This window comes from Streptomyces sp. HM190, assembly GCF_009857135.1.
Taxonomy (GTDB): domain Bacteria; phylum Actinomycetota; class Actinomycetes; order Streptomycetales; family Streptomycetaceae; genus Streptomyces; species Streptomyces heilongjiangensis.
In genome coordinates, this window is the sequence record NZ_CP047318.1 from 4,355,121 (window position 1) to 4,380,594 (window position 25,474).

A 25,474-nucleotide genomic window follows, 5' to 3' on the forward strand; every position below is an offset into this window, starting at 1 on the left:
ACGAGTAGCTCGTATTAACGCCCGAGTGCACCGCTTTTCGATCACCTGACGCGATCTGTGCCCATCGGAGGCAGGCGGCAGCAGCCATCGACAACTCGACCTGGTTACGGTACGCGCGGCTACGCCATCCGGTCAAACCAGCGGTCACGGAGGGACACTATCCACAGGCTGGGGACAACAACTTGAACCCTACCGGCCGCCGTGACTACCGTGACGGAACTCCGGTTCATTCCCCCCTTCCTCGGCTGCCGGGTGACCGACCGACCAGAACCGGTCCCGAGCGCACCACCCGAGTTCCATCCCGACCCCGTCCCGGAACCACACGTTCGTGGGACCTGTGAGAGAGCGTGCCCTGTGGCTGACGTACCTGCCGATCTTGCCGCAGTGTGGCCACGAGTACTGGAACAGCTCCTGGGTGAGGGCCGGGGCCAGGGGGTCGAGGTCAAGGACGAGCGCTGGATCAGGCGCTGCCAGCCGCTCGCGCTGGTCGCGGACACCGCTCTGCTCGCCGTTCCGAACGAGTTCGCGAAGGGCGTACTCGAGGGCCGGCTCGCGCCGATCGTCAGCGAGACCCTGAGCCGGGAGTGCGGCCGCCCGATCCGGATCGCGATCACGGTGGACAGTTCCGTCGGCGAGACGCCGGCGCCGCCGGTCCAGTCCCGCTTCGAGGAGCCCGAGCTCCCGTCGGGTCCGGGGCAGAGCCGTGACTCCTACGACAGCAGGGACGCGTACGACGGCGGGCGGGACGCGCGCGGTCCGTACGACGGCCAGAGCTCCTACGACAGCCAGAACGCGTACGAAGGTCAGACCGCGTACGACAGCAAGGGCCGAGACCCGTACGAGAGCTACGGCCGCCACCGCGCCGACGACCGGGGCGCGGGTGGCGCGGGCGACCAGTTGCCGCCGCCGCGCGCGGACCAGCCGCCCACCGGCCGCGGGGACCAGCTCCCGACCGCGCGCCCCGCGTACCCGTCGGAGTACCAGCGCCCCGAGCCGGGCGCCTGGCCCCGGCCGTCGCAGGACGACTACGGCTGGCAGCAGCAGCGGCTCGGCTTCCCGGAGCGGGACCCGTACGCGTCGCCGTCGTCGGACTACCGTCCGCAGTCGATGGAGCGGTCGCCGTACGACCAGCGCCCCGAGTACGACTCGCCGCGTGCCGACTACGAGCAGCCCCGCCCCGACCACGACCGGCCGGGCGGCGACTACGACCAGCGGCCGGACCGACGCGACCTTGCCGAGCCGTCGCCGGGGGGCCCCGGTGGGCGTCGGGGTGGTCCGGCCGGCGGCGCGCCGGGTCCGCTGGCCGCGCAGCCGGCACCCGCGACCGGTCCGGGCGAGCCCACGGCCCGACTGAACCCCAAGTACCTGTTCGACACGTTCGTCATCGGCGCCTCCAACCGCTTCGCGCACGCCGCAGCGGTGGCCGTCGCCGAGGCTCCGGCGAAGGCGTACAACCCCTTGTTCATCTACGGGGAGTCCGGCCTCGGCAAGACGCACCTGCTGCACGCGATCGGGCACTACGCGCGCAGCCTCTACCCGGGTACGCGGGTGCGGTACGTGAGCTCGGAGGAGTTCACCAACGAGTTCATCAACTCCATCCGCGACGGCAAGGGCGACAGCTTTCGCAAGCGCTACCGCGAGATGGACATCCTGCTCGTCGACGACATCCAGTTCCTGGCGGACAAGGAGTCGACGCAGGAGGAGTTCTTCCACACGTTCAACACGCTCCACAACGCGAACAAGCAGATCGTGCTCTCCAGCGACCGGCCGCCGAAGCAGCTGGTCACGCTGGAGGACCGGCTGCGCAACCGCTTCGAGTGGGGGCTGATCACCGACGTCCAGCCCCCCGAGCTGGAGACGCGTATCGCGATCCTCCGCAAGAAGGCGGTGCAGGAGCAGCTCAACGCCCCGCCGGAGGTGCTGGAGTTCATCGCTTCCCGCATCTCGCGCAACATCCGCGAGCTGGAGGGCGCCCTGATCCGGGTGACGGCGTTCGCGTCGCTCAACCGGCAGCCGGTGGACCTCGGTCTGACGGAGATCGTCCTCAAGGACCTGATCCCCGGCGGGGAGAACGCGTCGCCCGAGATCACCGCGACGGCGATCATGGCGGCGACGGCCGACTACTTCGGGCTCACGGTCGAGGACCTGTGCGGCACGTCCCGCGGCCGTGCCCTGGTGACCGCCCGGCAGATCGCCATGTACCTGTGCCGTGAGCTGACGGATCTGTCGCTGCCGAAGATCGGCGCGCAGTTCGGCAACCGGGACCACACGACCGTGATGCACGCCGACCGCAAGATCCGCGCGCTGATGGCGGAGCGGCGCTCCATCTACAACCAGGTCACCGAGCTCACGAACCGCATCAAGAACGGCTGAGGCCCCCAGGCTCCCGCCACCCGCCGACGAGCCACCTTCGTACACCGCCGAGGGCGCCCCGGGACGAGTTCCCGAGGGCGCCTTCGGCGTTCCCGAGGCCGTTCTCGGCGGTCCCAGGAGCCTGTCCGCGGGGATCCCAGGAGGCTTCCGCGGGGAACCCCGGCGCCCTTCCTCAGCCCTGGCCGGTGCCCCTCCCGGCCCGATGGCGTCCCGCCGGGTGGTGTAGCCGATCAACGGACCGGAACTCGCAGGTCACGCCGGGTACTTCGACCGGCTGGGGCACTCCCGGCGCCTGATCGGGCCACTTCGCGTGCCGGGCCAACGGGGAGATCAGCGCGAGCCAGGTACCGGAGGGCGAAGCGCATGATCGCTTACACCACCTCGCGGGACGCGACCCCCGGCCCCGCCCCGGGCCCCTCTCCAGCACCTCCTCGCCCCTTCCCCGAGCATCCGCGGGGCCTCCGCCGTGGGCGTCCCGCGTCATCGAGTCGTCAGCCGGTGTTCGAATACCTGCCGCGTTACGGCCGTCCTCCACAGATTCAGGGACTTTTTCCCGTCCACACCCTGGGGACCGGGAAGTTATGCAGATCATGTCCACAGGGCGGCCCGGCAAGGGATCATCAGGCCAGGTCAACAGCCTGTGGATTGGTGGACGAACGATCTCCACAGGCTGTGGACGACACAAGGATCCACAGACTGTGGACAGAGTTGTCCACCGGCAACCCACAGCCTGTGGCCTGTTGTCCCCAGCGATCCCAGGCTTCTCCACATGCCTGTCCACTGTTCGGCAAGGAAACCGGCCGTCTCACCGCGTCGAGTGAAAGGCGTCACATGACGTTGCCTGGTTGGGCTGTGGGAAAGGTGGGTAAACCTGGGGACGCGGTTGGGGAGAAGTGCCGTCCGGCTGTGCACGGTGTGTGCAGAACTTTCTGTTCTCCACAGAAGAGCGAGGTTGTCCACCGCCTCCACCCACAGGACCAGTGGACAAAATCTCCCGCCTGAGCTGCGCAAACGCGGTTATCCACGGTTTCCACAGGCCCTACTACTACTCCCAACTAGAGAGAGCTGGGAATTCGTTTCGAAGGGGGCCCTGTGCACAACTCGCCCTGGGCTGCCCGACCGCGCCTCTGCACGACTTGACCCCGGAAGGCTCCGAGTGTCAGTGGCGTGCGTCAGACTGTTCCCCGGTGTCCTTCCCTTCACAGGAGCCAGCGACACCGCGACAGACGACGAAGCCAGGCAGGGCGAGAAGCGCCGGCAACAGCAGGAGGCGGCAACAGTGAAGATCCGGGTGGAACGCGACGTACTCGCGGAGGCCGTGGCCTGGGCGGCGCGCAGCCTCCCGGCCCGTCCGCCGGCGCCTGTCCTCGCCGGCCTCCTTCTGAAGGCCGAGGAAGGCCAGCTGAGCCTGTCGAGCTTCGACTACGAGGTCTCCGCGCGGGTGTCCGTGGAGGCTGAGGTCGAGGAGGAGGGCACCGTCCTCGTCTCGGGCCGTCTCCTCGCCGACATCTGCCGCGCCCTTCCCAACCGCCCGGTGGAGATCTCCACAGACGGTGTGCGGGCCACGGTGGTCTGCGGCTCCTCGCGGTTCACCCTCCACACACTGCCTGTGGAGGAGTACCCGTCCCTGCCCCAGATGCCGAACGCCACGGGCACCGTCCCCGGCGAGGTCTTCGCCTCCGCCGCCGCACAGGTGGCCATCGCCGCAGGGCGTGACGACACGCTGCCCGTCCTCACGGGTGTGCGCATCGAGATCGAGGGCGACACGGTCACCCTGGCCTCCACCGACCGCTACCGCTTCGCGGTCCGCGAGTTCCTGTGGAAGCCGGAGAACCCGGACGCCTCCGCGGTCGCCCTGGTGCCCGCCAAGACGCTCCTCGACACCGCCAAGGCGCTCACGAGCGGCGACAGCGTCATTCTGGCGCTCTCCGGCTCGGGCTCCGGCGAGGGCCTGATCGGTTTCGAGGGCGCCGGGCGCCGGACGACCACCCGTCTCCTCGAGGGCGACCTGCCGAAGTACCGCACGCTGTTCCCGACCGAGTTCAACAGCGTGGCCGTGATCGAGACCGCCCCCTTCGTGGAGGCCGTCAAGCGCGTGGCCCTGGTCGCCGAGCGCAACACCCCGGTACGGCTCAGCTTCGAGCAGGGCGTGCTGACCCTGGAAGCCGGCTCCAGCGACGACGCACAGGCTGTGGAAAGGGTCGACGCCCAGCTCGAGGGCGACGACATCTCGATCGCCTTCAACCCGACGTTCCTGCTGGACGGCCTGAGCGCCATCGACTCCCCGGTCGCCCAGCTGTCCTTCACGACATCCACGAAGCCCGCGCTGCTCAGCGGCAAGCCGGCGGTGGACGCGGAGGCGGACGAGGCCTACAAGTACCTGATCATGCCGGTGCGGCTCAGCGGCTGACCCGGCGAGCGACCCCCGTCGCCGCCGTCGGGTGGCCGGAGGTCGTCCACAGCGCTGGAGGGCCCGGTGGATCATCGGGCCCTCGGTGCGTAAGCGCAGGTCGGGGCGTACGTATGAGCGGGTATGCCCACAGGTGTGCGTGAGCGTCCGGGTTTAGGCTCGTACACGGGTACGCAGTGCCCTCATGCCACGTCGCAACCTAAGGAACAACTGATGGAGCTCGGTCTCGTCGGCCTCGGCAAGATGGGCGGCAACATGCGCGAGCGGATCCGCCGCGCGGGCCACACCGTCATCGGATACGACCGGAACCCGGATCTCGCCGATGTCCACAGCCTCGAAGAGCTTGTGGGCAAGCTCGAGGGCCCTCGCGTCGTGTGGGTGATGGTCCCGGCCGGGGCGGCCACCCAGTCGACCATCGACGAGCTGGCCGAACTGCTGGAGCCCGGCGACGTCGTCGTGGACGGCGGCAACTCCCGCTGGACGGACGACGAGAAGCACGCCGAGGAACTGGCGGCCAAGGGCATAGGCTTCGTCGACTGCGGTGTCTCCGGCGGAGTCTGGGGCCTGGAGAACGGCTACGCGCTGATGTACGGCGGTGACGCGGAGAACGTCGCCAAGGTCCAGCCGGTCTTCGACGCGCTGAAGCCCGAGGGCGACTCCGGCGCGGTCCACGCCGGCAAGGTCGGCGCCGGGCACTTCGCGAAGATGGTCCACAACGGCATCGAGTACGCGATGATGCAGGCGTACGCCGAGGGCTGGGAGCTGCTGGAGAAGGTCGACTCCGTCACGGACGTCCGTGAGGTCTTCCGTTCCTGGCAGGAGGGCACGGTCATCCGCTCCTGGCTGCTCGACCTGGCGGTGAACGCCCTGGACGAGGACGAGCACCTGGACGGGCTCCGCGGGTACGCGCAGGACTCGGGCGAGGGCCGCTGGACCGTGGAGGCCGCCATCGACCACGCCGTGCCGCTGCCCGCGATCACGGCCTCGCTCTTCGCGCGGTTCGCGTCGCGTCAGGAGGACTCCCCGCAGATGAAGATGGTCGCGGCGCTGCGGAACCAGTTCGGCGGCCACGCGGTCGAGAAGAAGTAACCCGCGTCCCACGGGCCGCAGAGGGCACGAGCACCACTACGGTCGACGAGAAGCCATCCACAGGACCGCACCGCGGTCCACAACCCCCGGGGGAGGTCGGCACCCGACCATGCACGTCACGCATCTGTCGCTGGCCGACTTCCGCTCGTACGCCCGGGTCGAGGTCCCGCTCGACCCGGGCGTCACCGCGTTCGTCGGCCCCAACGGACAGGGCAAGACGAACCTGGTCGAGGCCGTCGGCTACCTGGCGACCCTCGGCAGCCACCGTGTCTCCTCCGACGCGCCCCTGGTCCGCATGGGCGCCGACCGGGCGGTCGTCCGGGCGCAGGTGCGCCAGGGCGAGCGGCAGCAGCTGGTCGAGCTGGAACTGAACCCCGGCAAGGCCAACCGCGCCCGTATCAACAGGTCGTCGCAGGTCAGGCCGCGCGACGTGCTCGGTATCGTCCGGACCGTGCTGTTCGCGCCGGAGGACCTCGCCCTGGTGAAGGGCGACCCCGGTGAGCGGCGGCGCTTCCTCGACGAACTGATCACCGCACGGGCACCGCGCATGGCGGGTGTGCGCTCCGACTACGAGCGGGTCCTCAAGCAGCGCAACACCCTCCTGAAGACGGCCGCCCTGGCCCGCCGCCACGGCGGCCGCAGCATGGACCTGTCCACGCTCGACGTCTGGGACCAGCACCTCGCGCGCGTGGGCGCCGAACTGCTCGCCCAGCGACAGGACCTGGTCGCCGCGATCCAGCCGCTGGCCGACAAGGCGTACGAGCAGCTCGCCCCCGGTGGCGGTCCGCTCGGCCTGGAGTACAAGCCCTCCTCCCCGGGGATCGTCGGCCACGCACGCGAGGAGCTGTACGAGCAACTGACGACCGCCCTCGCCGAGTCCCGGAAGCAGGAGATCGAGCGCGGCGTCACCCTCGTCGGCCCTCATCGGGACGATCTCGTCCTCAAGCTCGGTCAGCTGCCCGCCAAGGGATACGCCTCCCACGGGGAGTCCTGGTCGTACGCCCTGGCGCTGCGTCTCGCCTCCTACGACCTGCTGCGAGCCGAGGGCAACGAACCGGTGCTGATCCTCGACGACGTCTTCGCAGAGCTGGACGCGCGCCGACGGGAGCGACTGGCCGAGCTGGTCGCCCCGGGCGAGCAGGTCCTGGTGACCGCCGCGGTCGACGACGACGTGCCGGGCGTGCTGACGGGGACGCGGTTCGCCGTGTCCGGCGGGACGGTGGAGCGCGTATGAGCGGATCCGAGGGGAGCCCGAGGACTCCCGAGCCATCCGGCGTGGACCTCGCGCGCGTGGCGCTGCGCGCCGCCAAGGAGGCCGCACGCGCGCGTGGGGACGCGGCGCAGCAGAAGAGCCAGGCGCGGCGCGGTGGCGGTCTGCGCTCCGGCGCCCGCCGGGACGGCCGGGACCCCCTGGCCCTCGGCTCGGCCATCAACCGGCTGATCATCGAGCGGGGCTGGGAGACGCCGGCCGCCGTCGGCGGGGTGATGGGCCGCTGGCCGCAGATCGTCGGCGAGGACCTGGCCCGGCGCTGCGTTCCCGAGCGGTACGACGAGGACGAGCGGGTCCTGCACGTGCGGTGCGACTCGACGGCCTGGGCGACGAACCTGCGTCTGCTCGCCCCCCAGCTCGTCGCCCGGCTCAACGAGGACCTCGGCCACGGCACCGTACGGCTGCTCAAGGTCCACGGACCCGGTGGTTCCGCCCACCGCTACGGCCCGCTGCGGGCCCCGGGAAGCACCGGTCCTGGCGATACCTACGGGTGACCGTAGTCACATTTCGACGCCCGCCCGGGAGTCGCCGGACGCCCGGGCGTACCCCCCCCTGTGATCCCCCGCGCACAGCCGCGTGCGCATGCGAACTCCTACCTGACCCGGGGGTAGCAAAGGGTTGACACCTGGAAGCGCTGAGTGCCTCCGTGAGCCTCTTGGAGCCCCGCTCCACATATGGGGAGTCGGGAGAGACCGGTTGAGGGCGGCACATGCGGACTCAGGTACCGGCAAACCCCCATCACTGTCGGCGCTACCGGTAGACTGGAAGCGAAACCCGCCCCATTCGTGGGGACCGCTTCGGAAACACTGTGCAACGCTGACAAAGGCTTCCACCGCAACATGCCGCAGCCGCTCCGGCACACCCGCCGGGAGTCTGGCTTGTGCTGTGCCAGAAAGGGCGCTTCGTGGCCGATTCCGGCAACCCCAACGAGAACATCCCGTCCACCGAGGCCCTGGCCGGAACGGCCGAGGCCTCATCCTCGGCGTACGACGCCAGCGCCATCACCGTCCTCGAAGGGCTGGACGCGGTCCGCAAGCGGCCCGGCATGTACATCGGCTCGACCGGTGAGCGTGGCCTGCACCACCTGGTGCAGGAGGTCGTCGACAACTCCGTCGACGAGGCCCTGGCCGGACACGCCGACACGATCGACGTGACGATCCTGCCCGACGGCGGCGTGCGCGTCGTGGACAACGGCCGAGGCATCCCCGTGGGCATCGTCCCGTCGGAGGGCAAGCCGGCCGTCGAGGTCGTGCTGACCGTCCTGCACGCGGGCGGCAAGTTCGGCGGCGGCGGCTACGCGGTCTCCGGCGGTCTGCACGGCGTGGGTGTCTCCGTCGTGAACGCCCTGTCGACCAAGGTCGCCGTCGAGGTCAAGACCGACGGCCACCGCTGGACCCAGGACTACAAGCTCGGCGTCCCGACCGCCCCGCTGGCCAAGCACGAGGCCACGGAGGAGCACGGCACCTCGGTGACCTTCTGGGCCGACCCGGACATCTTCGAGACCACCGACTACTCCTTCGAGACGCTCTCGCGGCGCTTCCAGGAGATGGCGTTCCTCAACAAGGGTTTGACGATCAAACTCACTGACGAGCGCGAGTCCGCGAAAGCCACCGCGGGAGCGGACGAGGCCGGCGAGGACGAGAAGCACGAGGTCAAGACGGTCACGTACCACTACGAGGGCGGCATCGTCGACTTCGTGAAGCACCTCAACTCCCGCAAGGGGGACGTGGTGCACCCCTCCGTCATCGACTTCGAGGCGGAGGACAAGGAGAAGCACCTCTCCGTCGAGATCGCGATGCAGTGGAACAGCGGTTACAGCGAGGGTGTGTACTCCTTCGCCAACATCATCCACACGCACGAGGGCGGCACCCACGAGGAGGGCTTCCGCGCGGCGCTCACCGGTCTGATCAACCGCTACGCGCGCGACAAGAAGCTGCTGCGGGAGAAGGACGACAACCTCACGGGCGACGACATCCGCGAGGGTCTGACGGCGATCATCTCGATCAAGCTGAGCGAGCCGCAGTTCGAGGGCCAGACCAAGACCAAGCTGGGCAACACGGAGGCGAAGACCTTCGTGCAGAAGGTCGTGCACGAGCACCTCACCGACTGGCTGGACCGCAACCCGAACGAGGCCGCGGACATCATCCGCAAGTCGATCCAGGCGGCCACCGCGCGCGTGGCGGCCCGCAAGGCCCGTGACCTCACCCGTCGCAAGGGCCTGCTGGAGACGGCGTCCCTGCCGGGCAAGCTGAGCGACTGCCAGTCGAACGACCCCACCAAGTGCGAGATCTTCATCGTCGAGGGCGACTCCGCCGGCGGCTCGGCCAAGTCCGGCCGCAACCCGCAGTACCAGGCGATCCTCCCGATCCGCGGCAAGATCCTCAACGTCGAGAAGGCGCGGATCGACAAGATCCTGCAGAACCAGGAGATCCAGGCGCTGATCTCCGCCTTCGGTACCGGTGTCCACGAGGACTTCGACATCGAGAAGCTCCGTTATCACAAGATCATCCTGATGGCGGACGCCGACGTCGACGGCCAGCACATCAACACCCTGCTGCTGACCTTCCTGTTCCGCTTCATGCGCCCGCTGGTCGAGGCCGGACACGTCTTCCTGTCGCGTCCGCCGCTCTACAAGATCAAGTGGGGCCGGGACGACTTCGAGTACGCCTACTCGGACCGTGAGCGCGACGCCCTGATCGAGCTCGGCCGGCAGAACGGCAAGCGCATCAAGGAAGACTCGATCCAGCGCTTCAAGGGTCTCGGCGAGATGAACGCCGAGGAGCTGCGCATCACGACCATGGACCAGGACCACCGTGTCCTCGGCCAGGTCACGCTCGACGACGCCGCCCAGGCCGACGAGCTGTTCTCGGTGCTCATGGGCGAGGACGTCGAGGCCCGGCGCCAGTTCATCCAGCGCAACGCCAAGGACGTCCGCTTCCTCGACATCTGAGTCGGTCTCAGCTGACCGCACCAGGAAGGATCCCCACCAGCAATGGCCGACGAGATCACCCCCGTCACGCCTGACCCCAACGAAGGCGAGACCACCCTGCGCATCGAGCCCGTCGGGCTCGAGACGGAGATGCAGCGCTCGTACCTGGACTACGCGATGTCCGTCATCGTGTCCCGCGCGCTGCCCGACGTCCGCGACGGTCTCAAGCCCGTCCACCGCCGTGTCCTGTACGCCATGTACGACGGCGGCTACCGGCCCGAGAAGGGCTTCTACAAGTGCGCCCGCGTCGTCGGCGACGTCATGGGCAACTACCACCCCCACGGCGACTCCTCGATCTACGACGCGCTGGTCCGCCTCGCGCAGCCGTGGTCGATGCGCATGCCGCTGGTGGACTCCAACGGCAACTTCGGCTCCCCGGGCAACGACCCGGCGGCGGCCATGCGCTACACCGAGTGCAAGATGGCGCCGCTGTCGATGGAGATGGTCCGCGACATCGACGAGGAGACCGTCGACTTCACGGACAACTACGACGGCCGCTCCCAGGAGCCGACCGTCCTGCCGGCCCGCTTCCCGAACCTGCTGATCAACGGCTCGGCCGGTATCGCGGTCGGCATGGCCACGAACATCCCGCCGCACAACCTCCGCGAGGTCGCGGCCGGCGCCCAGTGGTACCTGGAGAACCCCGAGGTCTCCCATGAGGAGCTCCTGGACGCGCTGATCGAGCGCATCAAGGGCCCCGACTTCCCGACGGGCGCCCTCGTCGTCGGCCGCAAGGGCATCGAGGAGGCGTACCGCACGGGCCGCGGCTCCATCACGATGCGCGCGGTCGTCGAGGTCGAGGAGATCCAGAACCGCCAGTGCCTGGTGGTCACGGAACTGCCGTACCAGGTCAACCCGGACAACCTCGCGCAGAAGATCGCCGACCTCGTCAAGGACGGCAAGATCGGCGGCATCGCCGACGTCCGCGACGAGACGTCCTCCCGCACGGGCCAGCGCCTGGTCATCGTGCTGAAGCGGGACGCGGTCGCCAAGGTCGTGCTGAACAATCTGTACAAGCACACCGACCTGCAGACGAACTTCGGCGCCAACATGCTGGCGCTCGTCGACGGAGTGCCCCGCACGCTCTCCCTGGACGCGTTCATCCGCCACTGGGTGACGCACCAGATCGAGGTCATCGTCCGCCGTACGCGCTTCCGGCTGCGCAAGGCCGAGGAGCGCGCGCACATCCTGCGCGGTCTGCTGAAGGCCCTGGACGCCATCGACGAGGTCATCGCGCTGATCCGGCGCAGCGACACCGTCGACATCGCGCGCACCGGCCTGATGGAGCTCCTGGAGATCGACGAGATCCAGGCCAACGCCATCCTCGAGATGCAGCTGCGCCGGCTGGCCGCCCTGGAACGCCAGAAGATCCTCCAGGAGCACGCCGAACTCCAGGCGAAGATCAACGAGTACAACGAGATCCTCGCCTCGCCGGTCCGCCAGCGCGGGATCGTCAGCGCCGAACTCGCCGCGATCGTCGAGAAGTACGGCGACGACCGCAAGACGATGCTGGTCCCCTACGACGGCGACATGTCCATCGAGGACCTCATCGCCGAGGAGGACATCGTCGTCACGGTCACCCGCGGCGGCTATGTCAAGCGCACCAAGACCGACGACTACCGGGCGCAGAAGCGCGGCGGCAAGGGCGTGCGCGGCGCGAAGCTCAAGGAAGACGACATCGTCGACCACTTCTTCGTGTCCACGACCCACCACTGGCTGCTGTTCTTCACCAACAAGGGCCGTGTCTACCGGGCCAAGGCCTACGAGCTGCCGGACGCCGGACGTGACGCGCGTGGACAGCACGTCGCCAACCTGCTGGCATTCCAGCCGGACGAGGCGATCGCGGAGATCCTCGCGATCCGCGACTACGAGGCAGCGCCGTACCTGGTCCTCGCGACCAAGGGCGGTCTTGTGAAGAAGACGCCTCTGAAGGATTACGATTCGCCCCGTTCCGGCGGCGTCATCGCGATCAACCTCCGTGAGAAGGAGGACGGTTCCGATGACGAACTGATCGGCGCCGAACTCGTGTCGGCAGAGGATGACATCCTTCTGATCAGCAAGAAGGCACAGTCGATCCGCTTCACGGCGACCGACGACGCGCTGCGGCCCATGGGCCGTGCGACCTCGGGTGTCAAGGGCATGAGTTTCCGTGAGGGAGACGAACTGCTCTCGATGAATGTTGTTCGACCCGGTACGTTCGTGTTCACTGCCACAGACGGCGGGTACGCGAAGCGGACCGCCGTCGACGAGTACCGCGTCCAGGGTCGCGGCGGCCTCGGCATCAAGGCCGCGAAGATCGTGGAGGACCGCGGTTCGCTCGTCGGCGCGCTGGTGGTCGAGGAGACCGACGAGATCCTCGCCATCACGCTGTCGGGCGGTGTGATTCGTACGCGGGTGAATGAGATCAGGGAAACCGGCCGTGACACCATGGGCGTCCAACTGATCAACCTGGGCAAGCGCGATGCCGTGGTCGGCATCGCCCGTAACGCCGAGGCGGGACGTGAGGCGGAGGAGGTCGACGGCGAGGACGCCGTCGACGAGACCCCCGAGGGCGTCGCGACGATCGGCACGGACGAGGGTGAGGCGCCCTCGGCCGAGTAGCACGAGGAGTGAGTCAGCGTGAGCGGAGCCACGGGCGCCGGATCGTCCGGTAGTTCGTCCGGCACTTCGACCGGTGCGGAAACGGACGGCGGCGGCCGTGGCTCCGCCGCGCGTGCGATGGACACGCACACGACACAACTGAAGGCGATCAAGCCGGACCCGACCGATTCGGCCTCGCCCTCACCCTCGTCCGACAAGCAGGGACCGCAGGGGGGAAGCGTGACGGACACCAGGGGGGCGCAGGCGAAGTCGCCCGCGCCGGGGACCCCGCCCACGGCGCCGGGCGGGCGCCAGGCGCCGACGCAGCCGCAGGCGTACGCCCAGCCGTCGGCACAGGCCGTGGGCTCGGCGCTGCCCGGCGAACGCGGCCCGCAGCAGCAGACGGGGCCGTACCACCCCCCGCAGGCCTACCAGGCAGCGCCGGGCGAGAGCGCCTCGCGCAAGCCGCGTACGGGTGCCGGCACGGTGCCGCGTACGCGCAAGGCGCGGCTCCGGGTGGCCAAGGCCGACCCGTGGTCGGTGATGAAGGTGAGCTTCCTGCTCTCCATCGCCCTCGGCATCTGCACGATCGTCGCGGCCGCGGTGCTGTGGATGGTCATGAACGCGATGGGCGTCTTCTCCACGGTCGGCGCGACCATCTCCGAGGCCACCGGCTCGAACGAGTCCAACGGTTTCGACCTGCAGTCGTTCCTGTCGCTGCCCAACGTGCTGGTCTTCACGGCGATCATCGCGGTCATCGACGTCGTCCTCGCCACCGCCCTCGCGACGCTCGGCGCGTTCATCTACAACCTCTCCGCGGGCTTCGTCGGCGGCATCGAGCTGACGCTGGCCGAGGACGAGTAGAGGCGACGGCGCCCTGGAACGGAACGCTCTGCGAGGTGTCCCAACGCTTCGCGGGCCCTCCCAGGGCCCTCCCCGGGTATCGATTTTGGGACTGCCCACGTCGTGCGCTAATCTTCAGGAGTCAGCGCGCGGGACACACTCCGCAAAGCGCGGCGGGGCTATAGCTCAGTTGGTTAGAGCGCATCCCTGATAAGGATGAGGCCACAGGTTCAAATCCTGTTAGCCCCACACGCGAAGAGACCTCCAGTCGGAAACGGCTGGGGGTCTTTGGCGTTTCCGGCCGATTTCAGCGCCGGGTGCGCCGCACCCCAGCTCACCGACTGTGGCGTGCGGCCGCCGCAATCGCCTACGGCTCCTCCGGCGCGGGTCCGGCCGGACAACGGCTCATCGGTCTGAACGGCGGAGACCCCCGGCCGGTAACCGGGGGTCTCGTCTTGGTCCGGGGGCGTCGTACGCAGGATCGCCGTGGTGTACGGGTGGACGTGGCGGGTCGCGGGCTTCGCGGTCGTGGACGGTCGCGGTGTCCGCGGCGCGTGGATCAGCGCTGGAGGCGGGTGAGGGGCTCGGCCGGCGTCGGAGGGACTTCAGGGGCGGCCGGCGGGACGGTGAGGGCCGACGCCGCGTCCAGAGGGCTGTCGGGGGCCGTGAGGTGGCGGCAGGAGGGCGAGGAACCGTGTGCCTCCGCGCGGATGCGCTGCTTCATCGTCGGTGGCAGAGCCTTGTCGCGGGGGCGGGAGGGGAGGGGCAGGTCCGCGGTCGTCGTGCGGGCCGCGCAGTTGCGGGCGGTCTCGGTCTGCGGTACCGCGGCGGCAGCCGTGGTCGTGATGAGTCCGAGCGCCGTGCACAGCGCGAGGAAGGCGGTGACGACGGTGGTCCACAGCTTCATGACCTTGTTCTGGGCCATGGCCCCTCACTTTCGGGTTGGGCGATTTGCGTACTTTCCTCATGATGTGTATGCGGACCGTGAAGTGGGGGACCGACGCCCGTGGCGCGTCGATCTTCAGATCAACACCACTCGGACGGACGCAAGAGGTCGCGGCAGTTCCCCGGAGCTGCGAAGTCGCTCGAAAAAGCGGTCCGATGAGCCTGCGATAGGAACGACTGCATACGCTCCTACTGGGTTCTTCCGGCCGGGAGTTGAGGGGCCGACGCAGGTCACCGATCGATATCGGTCGGTGTGTATAGTCGGGCGCCAGAGGTCCCCTACGTCAAGGAAAGACGAGGTCGCGCGGTGAAGAAGCTTCTCCTGGTCGCACTGGCCGCCATCGGCGGGCTCCTCGTGTACCGCCAGATCCAGGCGGATCGCGCCGAGCAGGATCTGTGGACGGAGGCGACTGACTCCGTGCCCACGGGTTCGTGAACATCGACATCAGTCTCAGAGCAGACCCCGGCCGTACTCGCGGCCGGGGTTCTGTGTCTCCGGGACTCGTCGTTCCGGGATCGCGCGGGGCGCGAGGGCCTCGATTCTTCACTGTCGCGAATGTCACGCTTTCAGTGGCAAAGAGGTGCCCTGTCAAGAGCACGATTTCGGCCCCCCGTCCCTGAGAAGGCGCGCATCTGCGGGGAGGGAACGGCAGGATGGGCGCGTTCGGGGGCTACGACGAGGGGTGGCGCGTGATGGGGCGGCGCACGGTCCGGTGGCACACTGCGGCAGCCGTGGGAGCGGCCCTGACCATGACCACGGCACAGCCCGGTCCCGCCCTGGCGGCGGACGGGCCGGCGCCGTACTCCTACGCCGAGAACGCCACGGCGGTCGACGGCTCGACGGGTACCTCGCAGGCGGTACGGCTGTCGCCGGGCAGGACGTACCGGAGTGCCATCGGCCCCGGAGAGAAGCTCTACTACCGCCTCGACCTCGACGCCGGCGCCAACGCCTACGTCTCGGGCACCGCCGTCCCCGCGCCAGGGGCGAGCGTCGCCTCCTCCGACGGGCTGAGGGTCTCCATCGAGGACGTCGACGCTCACCGCTGCTCGTACGGGAACGCCCGCTTCGGCCCCACGCGCAGCGCCCACCCCGTCACCGCCTGGGCCTCGCGTGAGATCGGCGCCGACGAGTACATGTGCCAGGCGGCCGGGGCGTACTACCTCGTCGTCGAACGCGTCGGTCCGAGCTCGAACGGGGCCTCGTCGGGTCTGTCATCAGGCGGGTCGTCGGGTGAGCCGTCCGGTGCGTCGTCGGGTGGATCGTCGGTGTCCGGCGGGCGCGGCTCCGGGCTGGAGTGGGGGCTCGAACTGGGCTACGCGTGGGAACCCGCCGTGAAGAAGGGGGGCTCGACGGCCGCACCCGAGATCTGGAACTCGGCGTCCCCCGAACCCCTGCGAGGAGATCCCGAGCGCCGACGCGGAGGGAGCGGCTTCGCCTCGGCCGGCCCTCTCGCCCAGGGGATCTGGCAGGACCGGACCGGGATCACGGCCGGTGAGACCCGCTACTACAAGGTCCCCGTCGGCTGGGGGCAGCAGCTCTCCGCCACGGTCGAACTGGGCAGCACGACCAGCGGCGAAGGATATGTCGGCAACGCGCTGGTCATGTCGCTGTACAACCCGGCCCGGGCCCTCGTGGACGACGCTCTCGTCAGCTACGGCGGTGACCAGCGCTCCGCCGCACTCGACCCGCTTCCCCCGGTCGCGTATGACAACCGCTACTCCCTCGACGACGAGGTCAGCGGAATGCGGTTCGCCGGCTGGTACTACCTGGCCGTCCACCTCGGCTCGGCGGTGGCCGACCGCTTCGGCGAGAAGCCGATCGGGCTGACCCTGCGCGTACGGGTGTCCGGTCGGGCCGGATCCGGACCGGGGTACCTCGGGCAGGCCGAGCCGCGCGGCGTCTTCGAGGTCACCGACCAGGACCGGGAGGCCGCGGAGACGGGGACCGGAGCGGGGACGGAGACCGGGGACACGCGGGGAGGGGCCGGGGACGCGGGGGGCACCGGCAGCGGCGAGGAGAGCGCCGCTGGCTCGGACGGCTCCACGATCAGCGGGGACAGGCGTCTCGCCCTGACGGTGGTCGCCGCGGGTGGGATCGGCACGGGGAGCCTGCTGGTGCTGACGCTGCTCCTGTGGACGGTCGTGGCACGCCGCCGGGTCGCGGCGGATCGGCCCACGGCACCGTCAGGCGGAGGCAGGGCCTCGCGGCGGGGGCGGCACGGGCCGTCCCGGGGGCGGTAGGGCCAGAGGCCGAGGGGACTGGATGGCAGGGGCTGAGGGCGCGGGCGGAGCCTTGGCCGAGGCTCAGAGCTGACCCAGTGCCCAGAACCCCACCGCGAAACAGGCCAGGGCCAGCAGCAGGACGGGGACGACCACCTTCACGGGTGGCCCGGGACGGCGTCGCGCATTCGCCCTCGACCGGCGTGGGACCTGCGGCGGCTGGGCGGCGTACGAACCAGGAGCGGCGTACGCAGGCTGGTGCACCGCCGGAGTCGGGACCCGGGAGGGGGCCAGGGGCGGCTGTGGCTGGGGGGTGGGCACATGCGTCGGCTCGTGCAGCGGGGGAGTGTGCAGAGGCGTCCCGGCTGTGGGAGTGGCCTGCTGATTCAGGTGGTGCTGGGCGTGGCCGGGGGCGTGGTGCTGCGGGTCCGCGGGCCGTGGCTCCGCGTGCAGCGGTTCCCCGCGCCGGGGCTCCGCGTGGCGCGGTGGGGCGTGGATGGCCAGCACCTGGGGCGGCGGCAGATGGAAGCTGCCGGTGTCCGACATGGTGGACGGCCCGGGTGGTACGGGGTCGCGCTCGGGGCGCGGCGGGGCGGGCTCGGTGCCCGAGGGTATGGGCTCGGACGGCGGCGGTACCGCGACGGGGGGCGGCTCGGGGGCCGCTTGGTCGGCGCGCTCCACCGAGGGGGTGTCCGCACCCTGATACCACTGGCCTGTGCCTGTGCCTGTGCCTGTGCCTGTGCCGGAGGCGGTGCCGGTGCTTGGGCCTTGGCCCGTGCCTGAGTTGGTCTGAGGCGGCGCTGACGTGGGCATCGGCGGCGGCAACACGGCACCGGAGTAGCCAGGTTGAGGCGGGGCGGATCCGTTGGGCGGAGCCAGAGGTACGGAGCCCGGGCCGGGCTGCGCGAACGAGCCCCGTGACGGTGTGCCCTCAGGCAGCTGTGCCGGAGGCGGCGGAGCGGAGGGAGGCGGCGTGGGGGGAGGCGGAGGCGTCACCTCCACGCTGGACGGCGCGCTGTCCGCACCGGGGGCATTCGCGTCGCCCCGAGAAGAGTCCGTCCCCCGTCCGGTCCTCGATGAGGACGCGGCGCCCGTGCTCTTCCTGCTCAGGTCCAACCCCGACGCTCGCTGCAGGGGTCCTTCCGGGCCGAACCCCATGGGGAGAGGGCCGAGTTGGTCGAACACCTCCACCAACTCGTCGTCGGGGCCGGGCTCGGGGAGCAGTTCGGTGGCTGCGGCGAGGGCCTTGCGGGCACCCGTGGCCGTACGGAAGCGGGCATCGGGGTCCGGCTGGAGCAGCGTGGCGATGACCTGCCACAGGGGCTCCGGGATGCCCCTGGGAGCCTTCGGCGTGCCATGGGCGGCGAAGTGCTCGATGAGTGCCTTGGAGTCGGGCTTGGCGCCCTCCAGCAGGTACAGGGCGACGAGGCCCACCGCGAAGAGGTCGGCGGGGAAGTCGGGGTCCGCGCCCAGCATCTGTTCGGGGGCGAAGTAACCCGGCGTGCCCACCACGTAGTTGGTCTCGGTGAGCCGGGGCTCGCCCAGGCGCATGGCGATGCCGAAGTCGGACAGGCGAAGGCGGGGCCGTGCCGTGCCGGTGGCCTCCAGCAGCACGTTGGCGGGCTTGATGTCGCGGTGGATGACGCCTTCCGCGTGCACGGCGGCGAGGCCGGACAGCAACTGGTCGAGCAGGAGGCAGACGTACACAGGAGGAAGGGGGCCGTAGTCGTTCACGAGATTGACCAGGGAACCTCCGGCGACCAGGTCCATGGTGAACAGGACCTTGTCGTCATCGGCGGCCCAGCTCGCGGGCGCGAGCACATGAGGGTGGTCGATCCGCACGGCCTGCTCGCGGACGAAGCGGAGCAGAGCGTGCGCGTCGCGCTGCTGAAGGACCTTGGCGGCCACGTACCGGCGGCGTCGGTGGTCCCAGGTGCGCCAGACCGCGCCGACTCCCCCGCGTCCGATCGGGTCGACCAGTTCGTACCGGCCGGCGAAGACCTCACCCATGGCTGTGCGTCGTTCCCCCTTCGGCTCCCCCCTTGGCTGCCCGTCGGCGGAGGACACGGCTCCCGAGCCGCCCCCCGCGGCGTCGGCTTCTGCCTCCCGGTTTCCCACGGAGCTCGTTTCCGTACCTCTGTCCCCCGGTCGCTCTGTGTGGCCCGTCCTCTCAGCCCTCTCCGCTGCCTCTGCCTGACCGGCCCTCCGCCGCCCCGGCTCTCCGCTCCGTCTGTTCGCCGCTTCTTCGGCTCTCAGTCTCTTCGGATCTCTGCCTCGGCCGGCCCTTCCGGCGGCCCGGCCGTTCCCTCTCGGCTCTCGTCGAGCCTACGTCCACGTCTTCCTGACCCGCGTGTGCCTCTTCGGCGCTGTGCCACCAGCCCGCGCCACTGGCCCCCCGTTCCTGGCCGCGGCCCGGTCGCCGACCCCGTCCCGGTGACCGGGCCTCGATCTCAGTTCTGGTGGGACTGGTAGTGGGCCACCGCGTCCGAGGTGCGGCCCGCGCCGTACACCCGGAGGAACTCTGCCAGTTCGGGGTGGGTCGGGGCGAGGGTGTCCGCCGCCTCGATGATGTCGCCCGCGGCCGCCACAGAGCGCAGCAGCGACTGGATCTCGCGGACGACCCGCTTGACCGTGGGCGCCCCGGAACTCGTCGTCGACTGCGTGGTGTTGCTGAGCACAGATCCCCCCTGCGACTTCTTGATCTCGTCCATGCGCTCGGTCGCCTCGGCGGCGCTCACGCTGCCGTCCGCGACCTGCCCCGCCAGGTCCTGCAGCAGCTGCACCCGCTGGACCACGGCCGGGTTCCCGATCTTGGCTCGCTGACCACTCATCAGCTGCGACAGCATCGGTGCGGAAAGGCCCAGTACCCCCGCGAGACGGGCCTGGTTGAGACCCAGGTCCTCGATGAGCCTACGGAAGAGCGCCCCCAGCGGCTCTCCGTACCAGTTCCGCTGCAGCTCCCGGGCTCTTGCGGTCGCTTCCTGCTGTGCGGCGTCCATTGCGTCTCCCCATCGCTTCCCCAAAAAACTGCGGTTCGCTGTAGCGAACCACGACGAGCATCTTACGGAGAGTGGTCGTTCACGGGGACCCCCAATCTTTTTGCGAGATACCGGGGGTGACCCGGTACTCTGGTCTGCGGCGCCACCCGGTGGTCGGTACTTCCGGGCAGACGCTTCCCTTCCGGGGCCTTAGCTCAGTTGGTAGAGCGCTGTCTTTGCATGGCAGATGTCAGGGGTTCGACTCCCCTAGGCTCCACAGCGGATGGACCGGGCCGGACGTCAGGAGACGTCCGGCCCGGTCTCTTTGTGTGGTCCCACGATCGTCCGTCACGTGGTGTGCCAGGGGGTCCACGTCGCGATCGCGATCTGTGCAGTGGGTGAGCGGACTGCCTCTGGAGGCGCGAGACGGGTTGAGGTGCCTGCTGGTGTGCGCATATGCGAAAACCGTGGTCTACGTCACAGCAAGTCGGGGCCCGAGACGGCTCTCACTCTTCGCAATCGGATGGGCACATTCCCCTTCGAGTGCTCGGCGACCTGCCTCGGTGGTCTGTCTCCGGGTGTGTTTCACGTGAAACAGCCCTGTGGGCCGGACGACCGTCAAGTCTTCCGGCCCACAGGGCTGTTGAAAGGCATCGCGTCGCAGGCGAGCCGCGGAACACCTATGTCAGCCGCAGACCGACGTCCGCGGTTTTCGTCCTCCACGGGGCGACACTGCCGCCGTCCACGGAGGGGCCGCAGACCCCGACCGCGACGCCGTCAGTGCGTCGGCCACAGGACCGCCCGTGCGTCGTCGGCGCTGCGCGCTCGTCTCAGCGGCGGTCGTCGCCGTTCGCCGCCTCGTCCTCGGCCTGCTTGGCCTCGACCTCGGGGTCGAGGCCAGATGCGTCGCTGCCGTCCACGGAGGACAGCCGTCCGCGCTCGGAGACCTCGGTGGCGGCGGGGGGCTCGACCAGCCAGTCGGGGTTGGCCTGCTTGTCCCACCACTTCCAGGCGGCGAAGGCGCCGCCTGCGAGGATGCCGATCACGGCCACACCCTTGAAGGCGCGGCCGGCCCTGGCGCGACGCTGCTGCTTGCGGACGAGCTTCTGGATCTGCTCGGGCGACACCTGACCGCGCAGCGCGGCCAGCGCCGCCACGCTCCGGGCCGTGGCCTCCTCGCGCATGGGGCCGGCAGCGGCCACTGCCTGCTCGAGTCGCGGGCGGGAGTAGTCGGCGGCCTGGCGGGCAGCCTTACGGGTGCGTACTGCGGCCTCATGGGCCGCGTTGTCGATCTTCGGCGGTACATGCGTGCGTGCCTGTTCCAGACGCGGGACGACAAGGGCGCCGTACTGGACGCGTGCCTGTTCCGCGGCCTGCGACACCTTCGGCGCGATCTTCACGCGCGCCTCGTATGCGTAGTGCGAGGCCTTTTCCTTGGCCGTGTCGGCGTAGGGCGCCACCACTTCCGCGGCGTGCAGCACGCTGTCCTTCGCCGAACCGGTCGCGGCGCGCACGCTGTCGATGCGGGTCACGGGATCCTCCTCCTCGGTGGCGTACGGTATTTCGACTTTCCACCCTTTTGGCGATCATGCCTCCCGGAACGCTCTGAGGCATGTGTGGGCGGGCATCCGGGTCATGCGGGCGGGCATTCGCGGGGTCAGGAAGTCGGAACCGTCCGTGAGCCGGTGCTGTGCAATTGCGGATGAATACGGGGCAATGGGAGCTTGTCCACGACAGTGCCGACAATGCCACGGATCGTCGCCAAGCGCGCCGATACCTTGGGTGTTCGACCCGTTTTCCGTGCGCGTACCGGGCGAGGGTGTGGCCGTCGGGCGACTCCGGCCGCCGTCCGTGCGAGGATCGGGGGAGTCACAGAGGACAACGGAAGGCAGATCGTGGCTGAGCAGCTGTACGCCACCCTGAAGACCAACCACGGCGACATCGAGGTGCGGCTGCTGCCGAACCACGCGCCCCAGACGGTCAAGAACTTCGTCGAGCTCGCCCAGGGCGAGCGTGAGTGGACCCACCCGGCGACCGGCCAGAAGTCCACGGACAAGCTCTACGACGGCACGGTCTTCCACCGGGTGATCAGCGGATTCATGATCCAGGGCGGTGACCCGCTGGGCAACGGCACCGGCGGCCCCGGCTACCAGTTCGGGGACGAGTTCCACCCGGACCTCGCATTCGACAAGCCCTACCTGCTGGCCATGGCCAACGCCGGTCCGGGCACCAACGGCTCGCAGTTCTTCATCACCGTCTCCCCGACGGCATGGCTGAACCGCAAGCACACCATCTTCGGCGAGGTCGTCGACGCGGCCAGCCAGAAGGTCGTCGACTCCATCGCGACCACCCAGACCAACCCCCGCACCGACCGCCCGGTGAAGGACGTCGTCATCGAGTCCGTCGTCATCGAGACCCGCCAGGGCTGAGCCCTCTGAAGGCCCGCCACACGGGCCGAGGGCTCGGGGCCCTGCGTGCGCCGGAACCGAAAGGTGTGCAAGGTCCCTGAGGGAACCATTCGCCCCGCTCATCCGTAAGGATGGGCGGGGCCGATGTGTTCCACACACGAGACGGAGGGACCGATGGACCAGGTGCCGAGCAGCCCGCAGGAGGCGCAGAGCCTGCCCACCTGCTACCGGCACCCGGACCGGGAGACGGGGATCCGCTGCACCCGGTGTGAACGCCCTATCTGCCCCGAGTGCATGGTCAGTGCCTCCGTGGGCTTCCAGTGCCCGGACTGCGTCCGCAACGGGTCGGGCACGGGTCACGCGCCCTCCGCCTCCCAGCCCCGCACCCTCGCGGGCGGCACCGTCAGCGCCGATCCCCGTCTCGTCACCAAGATCCTTATCGGCGCGAACCTGCTGCTGTACCTGGTGCAGAAGGCCCTGGGCGACCGCTTCACCGACCGGCTCGACCTCATCGGACGGGCCTGGGTCCCAGGCCTCGGTACTTCGCTCCAGGGCGTCGCCGAGGGCCAGTGGTACCGGCTGGTGACGTCGATGTTCCTGCACAGCGGCGTCACGCACATCCTGTTCAACATGCTCAGCCTCTGGTGGATCGGCGGCCCCCTGGAGGCGGCCCTGGGCCGCGCCCGCTATCTGACGCTCTACTTCGTCTCCGGCCTCGCAGGCAGCGCGCTTACCTACCTGCTGGCCGCGCCGAACCAGCCCTCCCTCGGTGCGTCCGGCGCGATCTTCGGCCTCTTCGGTGCGACCGCCGTCCTCATGCGGCATCTCAAATACGACATGCGTCCGCTGGTCATCCTGCTCGTGATCAACCTGATCTTCACGTTCAGCCCGTACTTCAACATCTCGTGGCAGGCCCATGTGGGCGGCCTCGTCGGCGGTGTCGTGGTCGGCTATGCGATGGTGCACGCTCCGCGGAAGCGACGGTCGCTGATCCAGTTCGGGGTTTGCGCCCTGGTCCTGGCAGCCGGGCTGATCATGATCGTGGCCAGGACCGCTCAGCTCACCTGATCAGCCCTGACTCGCCGCTCAGCGAGCACTCGGACGGTACCGCTACAGCACAGTTGTCCACAGACCGTGGCGGATCTTGTGCATAGGGTGCGGGAACAGGTGTGCCCCCTGTCGCTCACCTGCGTTTCCGCAGGTCAGGCAGGGGGCGAACATCCATGCGGGAGTGGCGGGTCAGTCATACCGGCGTCAATGCCCGGTGAGTTATCCACAGATCGTCGTTCTTTTTCCCCACTGTGGAAAACGCCTGTGGATAACTCCGTGGATAGTTATGGGGAGGGCTGGTCAGCCGGTGCGGAAAGTGCTACTTCCACTGGGTCGAGACGCCGAAGCCGGCGGCGATGAAGCCGAAGCCCACCACGATGTTCCAGTTGCCGAGGGAGTCGACAGGCAGCGAGCCGTCGGTCACATAGAAGATGACGATCCAGGCGAGGCCGATGAGGAACATGGCCAGCATGACGGGAGCCACCCAGCCACGGCTGTTCAGCTTGATGGCTGTGGCCTGCTTCGACGGCGGCGGCGTGTAGTCGGCCTTCTTGCGGATACGTGACTTCGGCACGAGGGTCTCTCCTGTCGATGCGCTGCGTGGCCGCGCAGGGAACGGGGCGGGCTCGGGGGCAGCGTACAAGGGGACACTGAATGCTCCCCCGGGCGTCCGTTAGCGTAGTGCTTCCGCGCCGCCTAAGGAGATAAGGGTACGTTGAGCAATTCAGCCGACTCCCCCGAGGCCGGTTCCGGCGACCCCTCCGGGACGGGCAACGGGTCCGTCGAATCCGACGGTTCCTCGTCCCCCGCGACCGGCCCCTCGTCCCCCGCGACCGGTGACGTCTCCGCGCGGGGCGGCTTCCGGCCCGCGCGCGTGCTCACCGTGGGGGTCTTCGCCCTCGCCGGGCTCATCTTCTTCACCAGCTTCGACACGGCCAAGGGCACGAACATCCGCACGGACACCTCGTTGCTCAAGCTCTCCGACCTGATCCAGGAGCGCAGCCACAAGAACGGGCAGCTCGACGAGTCGAACGGGGCGCTCCGGGACGACGTCGAGGCGCTCGCCGAGCGGGACGACGGCAGTACGGAGGCCGAGGACGCACGGCTCACGGCGTTGGAGAAGAACGCCGGCACCCAGCGGCTCAAGGGCGAGGCCATCACCGTCACCCTCGACGACGCTCCGCCGAACGCCACCGCGAAGCTTCCCGGCTACCCCGAGCCGCAGCCCGACTACCTGGTCATCCACCAGCAGGACCTGCAGGCCGTGGTGAACGCCCTGTGGCTGGGCGGAGCCAAGGGCATCAAGGTCATGGACCAGCGACTCATCTCCACCAGCGCCGTGCGGTGCGTCGGCAACACCCTGATCCTTCAGGGCCGCGTCTACTCACCCCCGTACAAGATCCAGGCGGTCGGTGACCCCGAGAAGCTCCAGAAGGCGCTCGCCGAGAGCAAGGCGATCCAGAACTACATGGTGTACGTCAACGTCTACGGACTCGGGTGGAAGGTCACCGAGGACGGGCCGGTGACTCTGCCCGGCTACTCGGGCACAGTGGATCTGCAGTACGCCAAGCCCGTGGAGTAGAAGCCCGTAACGGCAGCCGGGGGACCTGTGTCGGTGCGCGTGATCGTCAGGACCGTCAGCGAACTCTGCATCACCGTCGGCACCCTGATCGTGCTCTTCGTCGTCTACGTGCTCTTCTGGACCGGTGTGAAGGCCGACACCGAGATGGACCGCCAGGTCGGCCTGCTCCAGGACCAGTGGGCGAGGCAACCGGTACGACCCACGGCGGCCCCGGGGGCCACGACGAGTCCGAAGCCCCCCGCGCCTTACAGGGACGCGAAACCCTTCGCTCTCATGTACGTCCCGCGTCTTGGTCTCACGTGGAACAAGCCCGTCCTGGAGGGCACGAGGACCAGCACCCTGAAGAAAGGGCTCGGGCACTACGCGAACACCGCTCAGCTGGGGCAGAAGGGAAACTTCGCGGTCGCCGGCCACCGCCGCACCTACGGCGATCCCTTCAAAGATTTTCCCAGGCTGCGGGCCGGTGACGCGGTGGTCCTGACCGACGGCGCCCACTGGTACACCTACGTCATCGACAAGGGGCCCTATCGGACATTGCCCACGGACGTCCAGGTCATCGACCCCGTGCCGGAGAAATCGGGCTACACGCGCGCGGGGCGCTATCTGACGCTGACGACCTGCGACCCGGAGTGGGGCCACAGCCACCGGCTCATCGTGTGGGGCCATCTCGAATCCACGAAGCCTGTGGAGTCAGGGAAACCAGAGGCACTACGCCGTTAGTCTGGTGGCGGTACGGC

General features: G+C 69.2%; 19 protein-coding genes and 2 tRNA genes. 16 read left to right on the forward strand and 5 right to left on the reverse strand.

Going from position 1 to position 25,474, the window contains the following annotated elements; all coding sequences use genetic code 11:
• Nucleotides 1-354: 354 nt before the first annotated feature.
• From dnaA to GSY65_RS18575, 9 genes are all read left to right on the forward strand, one after another.
• Nucleotides 355-2,373: a chromosomal replication initiator protein DnaA gene (gene dnaA, locus GSY65_RS18535; RefSeq protein ID WP_159770016.1), complete on the forward strand. Its 2,019-nt coding sequence runs from the start codon at nucleotides 355-357 to the stop codon at nucleotides 2,371-2,373.
• Between the two features lie 1,279 nt (nucleotides 2,374-3,652).
• Entirely contained in the window at nucleotides 3,653-4,783 is a 1,131-nt protein-coding gene (dnaN, locus tag GSY65_RS18540; RefSeq protein WP_055514473.1) for a DNA polymerase III subunit beta, read from the forward strand.
• A gap of 213 nt (nucleotides 4,784-4,996) precedes the next feature.
• A complete protein-coding gene (gene gnd, locus GSY65_RS18545) occupies nucleotides 4,997-5,872 on the forward strand; it encodes a phosphogluconate dehydrogenase (NAD(+)-dependent, decarboxylating) (protein WP_159770019.1) in 876 nt (291 codons plus the stop codon).
• Nucleotides 5,873-5,981: 109 nt separating this feature from the next.
• Entirely contained in the window at nucleotides 5,982-7,106 is a 1,125-nt protein-coding gene (recF, locus tag GSY65_RS18550) for a DNA replication/repair protein RecF (protein WP_159770022.1), read from the forward strand.
• Nucleotides 7,103-7,636 (forward strand): DUF721 domain-containing protein, encoded by a 534-nt coding sequence (locus GSY65_RS18555; RefSeq protein ID WP_201452586.1) that lies wholly within the window; start codon nucleotides 7,103-7,105, stop codon nucleotides 7,634-7,636. Before recF ends, GSY65_RS18555 begins: the two co-directional genes overlap by 4 nt.
• A gap of 386 nt (nucleotides 7,637-8,022) precedes the next feature.
• Nucleotides 8,023-10,092 (forward strand): DNA topoisomerase (ATP-hydrolyzing) subunit B, encoded by a 2,070-nt coding sequence (gene gyrB, locus GSY65_RS18560; RefSeq protein WP_159770025.1) that lies wholly within the window; start codon nucleotides 8,023-8,025, stop codon nucleotides 10,090-10,092.
• A 42-nt stretch (nucleotides 10,093-10,134) separates the two neighbouring features.
• Nucleotides 10,135-12,732, forward strand: coding sequence for a DNA gyrase subunit A (gene gyrA / locus GSY65_RS18565; protein WP_159770028.1), 2,598 nt, complete (start codon nucleotides 10,135-10,137; stop codon nucleotides 12,730-12,732).
• An 18-nt stretch (nucleotides 12,733-12,750) separates the two neighbouring features.
• Nucleotides 12,751-13,575: a DUF3566 domain-containing protein gene (locus GSY65_RS18570; protein WP_159770031.1), complete on the forward strand. Its 825-nt coding sequence runs from the start codon at nucleotides 12,751-12,753 to the stop codon at nucleotides 13,573-13,575.
• Between the two features lie 154 nt (nucleotides 13,576-13,729).
• Nucleotides 13,730-13,803: transfer RNA gene (locus tag GSY65_RS18575), tRNA-Ile, on the forward strand.
• 310 nt (nucleotides 13,804-14,113) lie between these two features.
• Here GSY65_RS18575 and GSY65_RS18580 read toward each other — a convergent pair.
• Nucleotides 14,114-14,479 (reverse strand): DUF6344 domain-containing protein, encoded by a 366-nt coding sequence (locus tag GSY65_RS18580; protein WP_159770034.1) that lies wholly within the window; start codon nucleotides 14,477-14,479, stop codon nucleotides 14,114-14,116.
• A gap of 327 nt (nucleotides 14,480-14,806) precedes the next feature.
• Here GSY65_RS18580 and GSY65_RS18585 point away from each other — a divergent pair, with 327 nt between their 5' ends.
• Both GSY65_RS18585 and GSY65_RS18590 read left to right on the forward strand, forming a co-directional pair.
• On the forward strand, nucleotides 14,807-14,935 hold the full coding sequence (locus GSY65_RS18585) for a DLW-39 family protein (protein ID WP_003999697.1): 129 nt from the start codon (nucleotides 14,807-14,809) through the stop codon (nucleotides 14,933-14,935).
• Between the two features lie 218 nt (nucleotides 14,936-15,153).
• Nucleotides 15,154-16,740: a hypothetical protein gene (locus tag GSY65_RS18590; RefSeq protein ID WP_236579871.1), complete on the forward strand. Its 1,587-nt coding sequence runs from the start codon at nucleotides 15,154-15,156 to the stop codon at nucleotides 16,738-16,740.
• Nucleotides 16,741-16,803: 63 nt separating this feature from the next.
• Here the strand turns inward: GSY65_RS18590 and GSY65_RS18595 are convergent, their stop codons facing one another.
• Both GSY65_RS18595 and GSY65_RS18600 read right to left on the reverse strand, forming a co-directional pair.
• A complete protein-coding gene (locus GSY65_RS18595; RefSeq protein WP_159770037.1) occupies nucleotides 16,804-18,729 on the reverse strand; it encodes a serine/threonine-protein kinase in 1,926 nt (641 codons plus the stop codon).
• A 440-nt stretch (nucleotides 18,730-19,169) separates the two neighbouring features.
• Nucleotides 19,170-19,718 (reverse strand): helix-turn-helix domain-containing protein, encoded by a 549-nt coding sequence (locus GSY65_RS18600; RefSeq protein ID WP_033530590.1) that lies wholly within the window; start codon nucleotides 19,716-19,718, stop codon nucleotides 19,170-19,172.
• 183 nt (nucleotides 19,719-19,901) lie between these two features.
• Here GSY65_RS18600 and GSY65_RS18605 point away from each other — a divergent pair.
• A tRNA-Ala gene (locus GSY65_RS18605) sits at nucleotides 19,902-19,974 on the forward strand.
• 553 nt (nucleotides 19,975-20,527) lie between these two features.
• Here GSY65_RS18605 and GSY65_RS18610 read toward each other — a convergent pair.
• The gene (locus tag GSY65_RS18610) at nucleotides 20,528-21,229 is read right to left on the reverse strand and encodes a DUF5324 family protein (protein ID WP_159770040.1); all 702 of its coding nucleotides are present in this window, start codon (nucleotides 21,227-21,229) and stop codon (nucleotides 20,528-20,530) included.
• A 363-nt stretch (nucleotides 21,230-21,592) separates the two neighbouring features.
• On the opposite strand from GSY65_RS18610, the gene GSY65_RS18615 reads away from it, so the two are divergent.
• Together GSY65_RS18615 and GSY65_RS18620 are read left to right on the forward strand one after the other, a co-directional pair.
• Nucleotides 21,593-22,126, forward strand: a complete 534-nt coding sequence (locus GSY65_RS18615; protein ID WP_159770043.1) for a peptidylprolyl isomerase — start codon at nucleotides 21,593-21,595, stop codon at nucleotides 22,124-22,126.
• 153 nt (nucleotides 22,127-22,279) lie between these two features.
• Nucleotides 22,280-23,173 (forward strand): rhomboid family intramembrane serine protease, encoded by an 894-nt coding sequence (locus GSY65_RS18620; protein ID WP_159776134.1) that lies wholly within the window; start codon nucleotides 22,280-22,282, stop codon nucleotides 23,171-23,173.
• Nucleotides 23,174-23,474: 301 nt separating this feature from the next.
• Here GSY65_RS18620 and crgA read toward each other — a convergent pair whose 3' ends face one another.
• A complete protein-coding gene (gene crgA, locus GSY65_RS18625) occupies nucleotides 23,475-23,729 on the reverse strand; it encodes a cell division protein CrgA (RefSeq protein ID WP_159770046.1) in 255 nt (84 codons plus the stop codon).
• A gap of 141 nt (nucleotides 23,730-23,870) precedes the next feature.
• On the opposite strand from crgA, the gene GSY65_RS18630 reads away from it, so the two are divergent.
• Nucleotides 23,871-24,737, forward strand: a complete 867-nt coding sequence (locus tag GSY65_RS18630; protein WP_201452587.1) for a DUF881 domain-containing protein — start codon at nucleotides 23,871-23,873, stop codon at nucleotides 24,735-24,737.
• Between the two features lie 27 nt (nucleotides 24,738-24,764).
• Nucleotides 24,765-25,457: a class E sortase gene (locus GSY65_RS18635; protein ID WP_159770049.1), complete on the forward strand. Its 693-nt coding sequence runs from the start codon at nucleotides 24,765-24,767 to the stop codon at nucleotides 25,455-25,457.
• Nucleotides 25,458-25,474 lie beyond the last annotated feature (17 nt).

Coding starts and splice junctions, on each gene's coding strand:
- gnd (WP_159770019.1), top strand. CDS start 4,997: ATGGAGCTCGGTCTCGTCGGCCTCGGCAAGATGGGCGGCAACATGCGC.
- recF (WP_159770022.1), top strand. CDS start 5,982: ATGCACGTCACGCATCTGTCGCTGGCCGACTTCCGCTCGTACGCCCGG.
- GSY65_RS18555 (WP_201452586.1), top strand. CDS start 7,103: ATGAGCGGATCCGAGGGGAGCCCGAGGACTCCCGAGCCATCCGGCGTG.
- gyrA (WP_159770028.1), top strand. CDS start 10,135: ATGGCCGACGAGATCACCCCCGTCACGCCTGACCCCAACGAAGGCGAG.
- GSY65_RS18580 (WP_159770034.1), bottom strand. CDS start 14,479: ATGGCCCAGAACAAGGTCATGAAGCTGTGGACCACCGTCGTCACCGCC.
- GSY65_RS18590 (WP_236579871.1), top strand. CDS start 15,154: ATGGGCGCGTTCGGGGGCTACGACGAGGGGTGGCGCGTGATGGGGCGG.
- GSY65_RS18595 (WP_159770037.1), bottom strand. CDS start 18,729: ATGGGTGAGGTCTTCGCCGGCCGGTACGAACTGGTCGACCCGATCGGA.
- GSY65_RS18600 (WP_033530590.1), bottom strand. CDS start 19,718: ATGGACGCCGCACAGCAGGAAGCGACCGCAAGAGCCCGGGAGCTGCAG.
- GSY65_RS18620 (WP_159776134.1), top strand. CDS start 22,280: ATGGACCAGGTGCCGAGCAGCCCGCAGGAGGCGCAGAGCCTGCCCACC.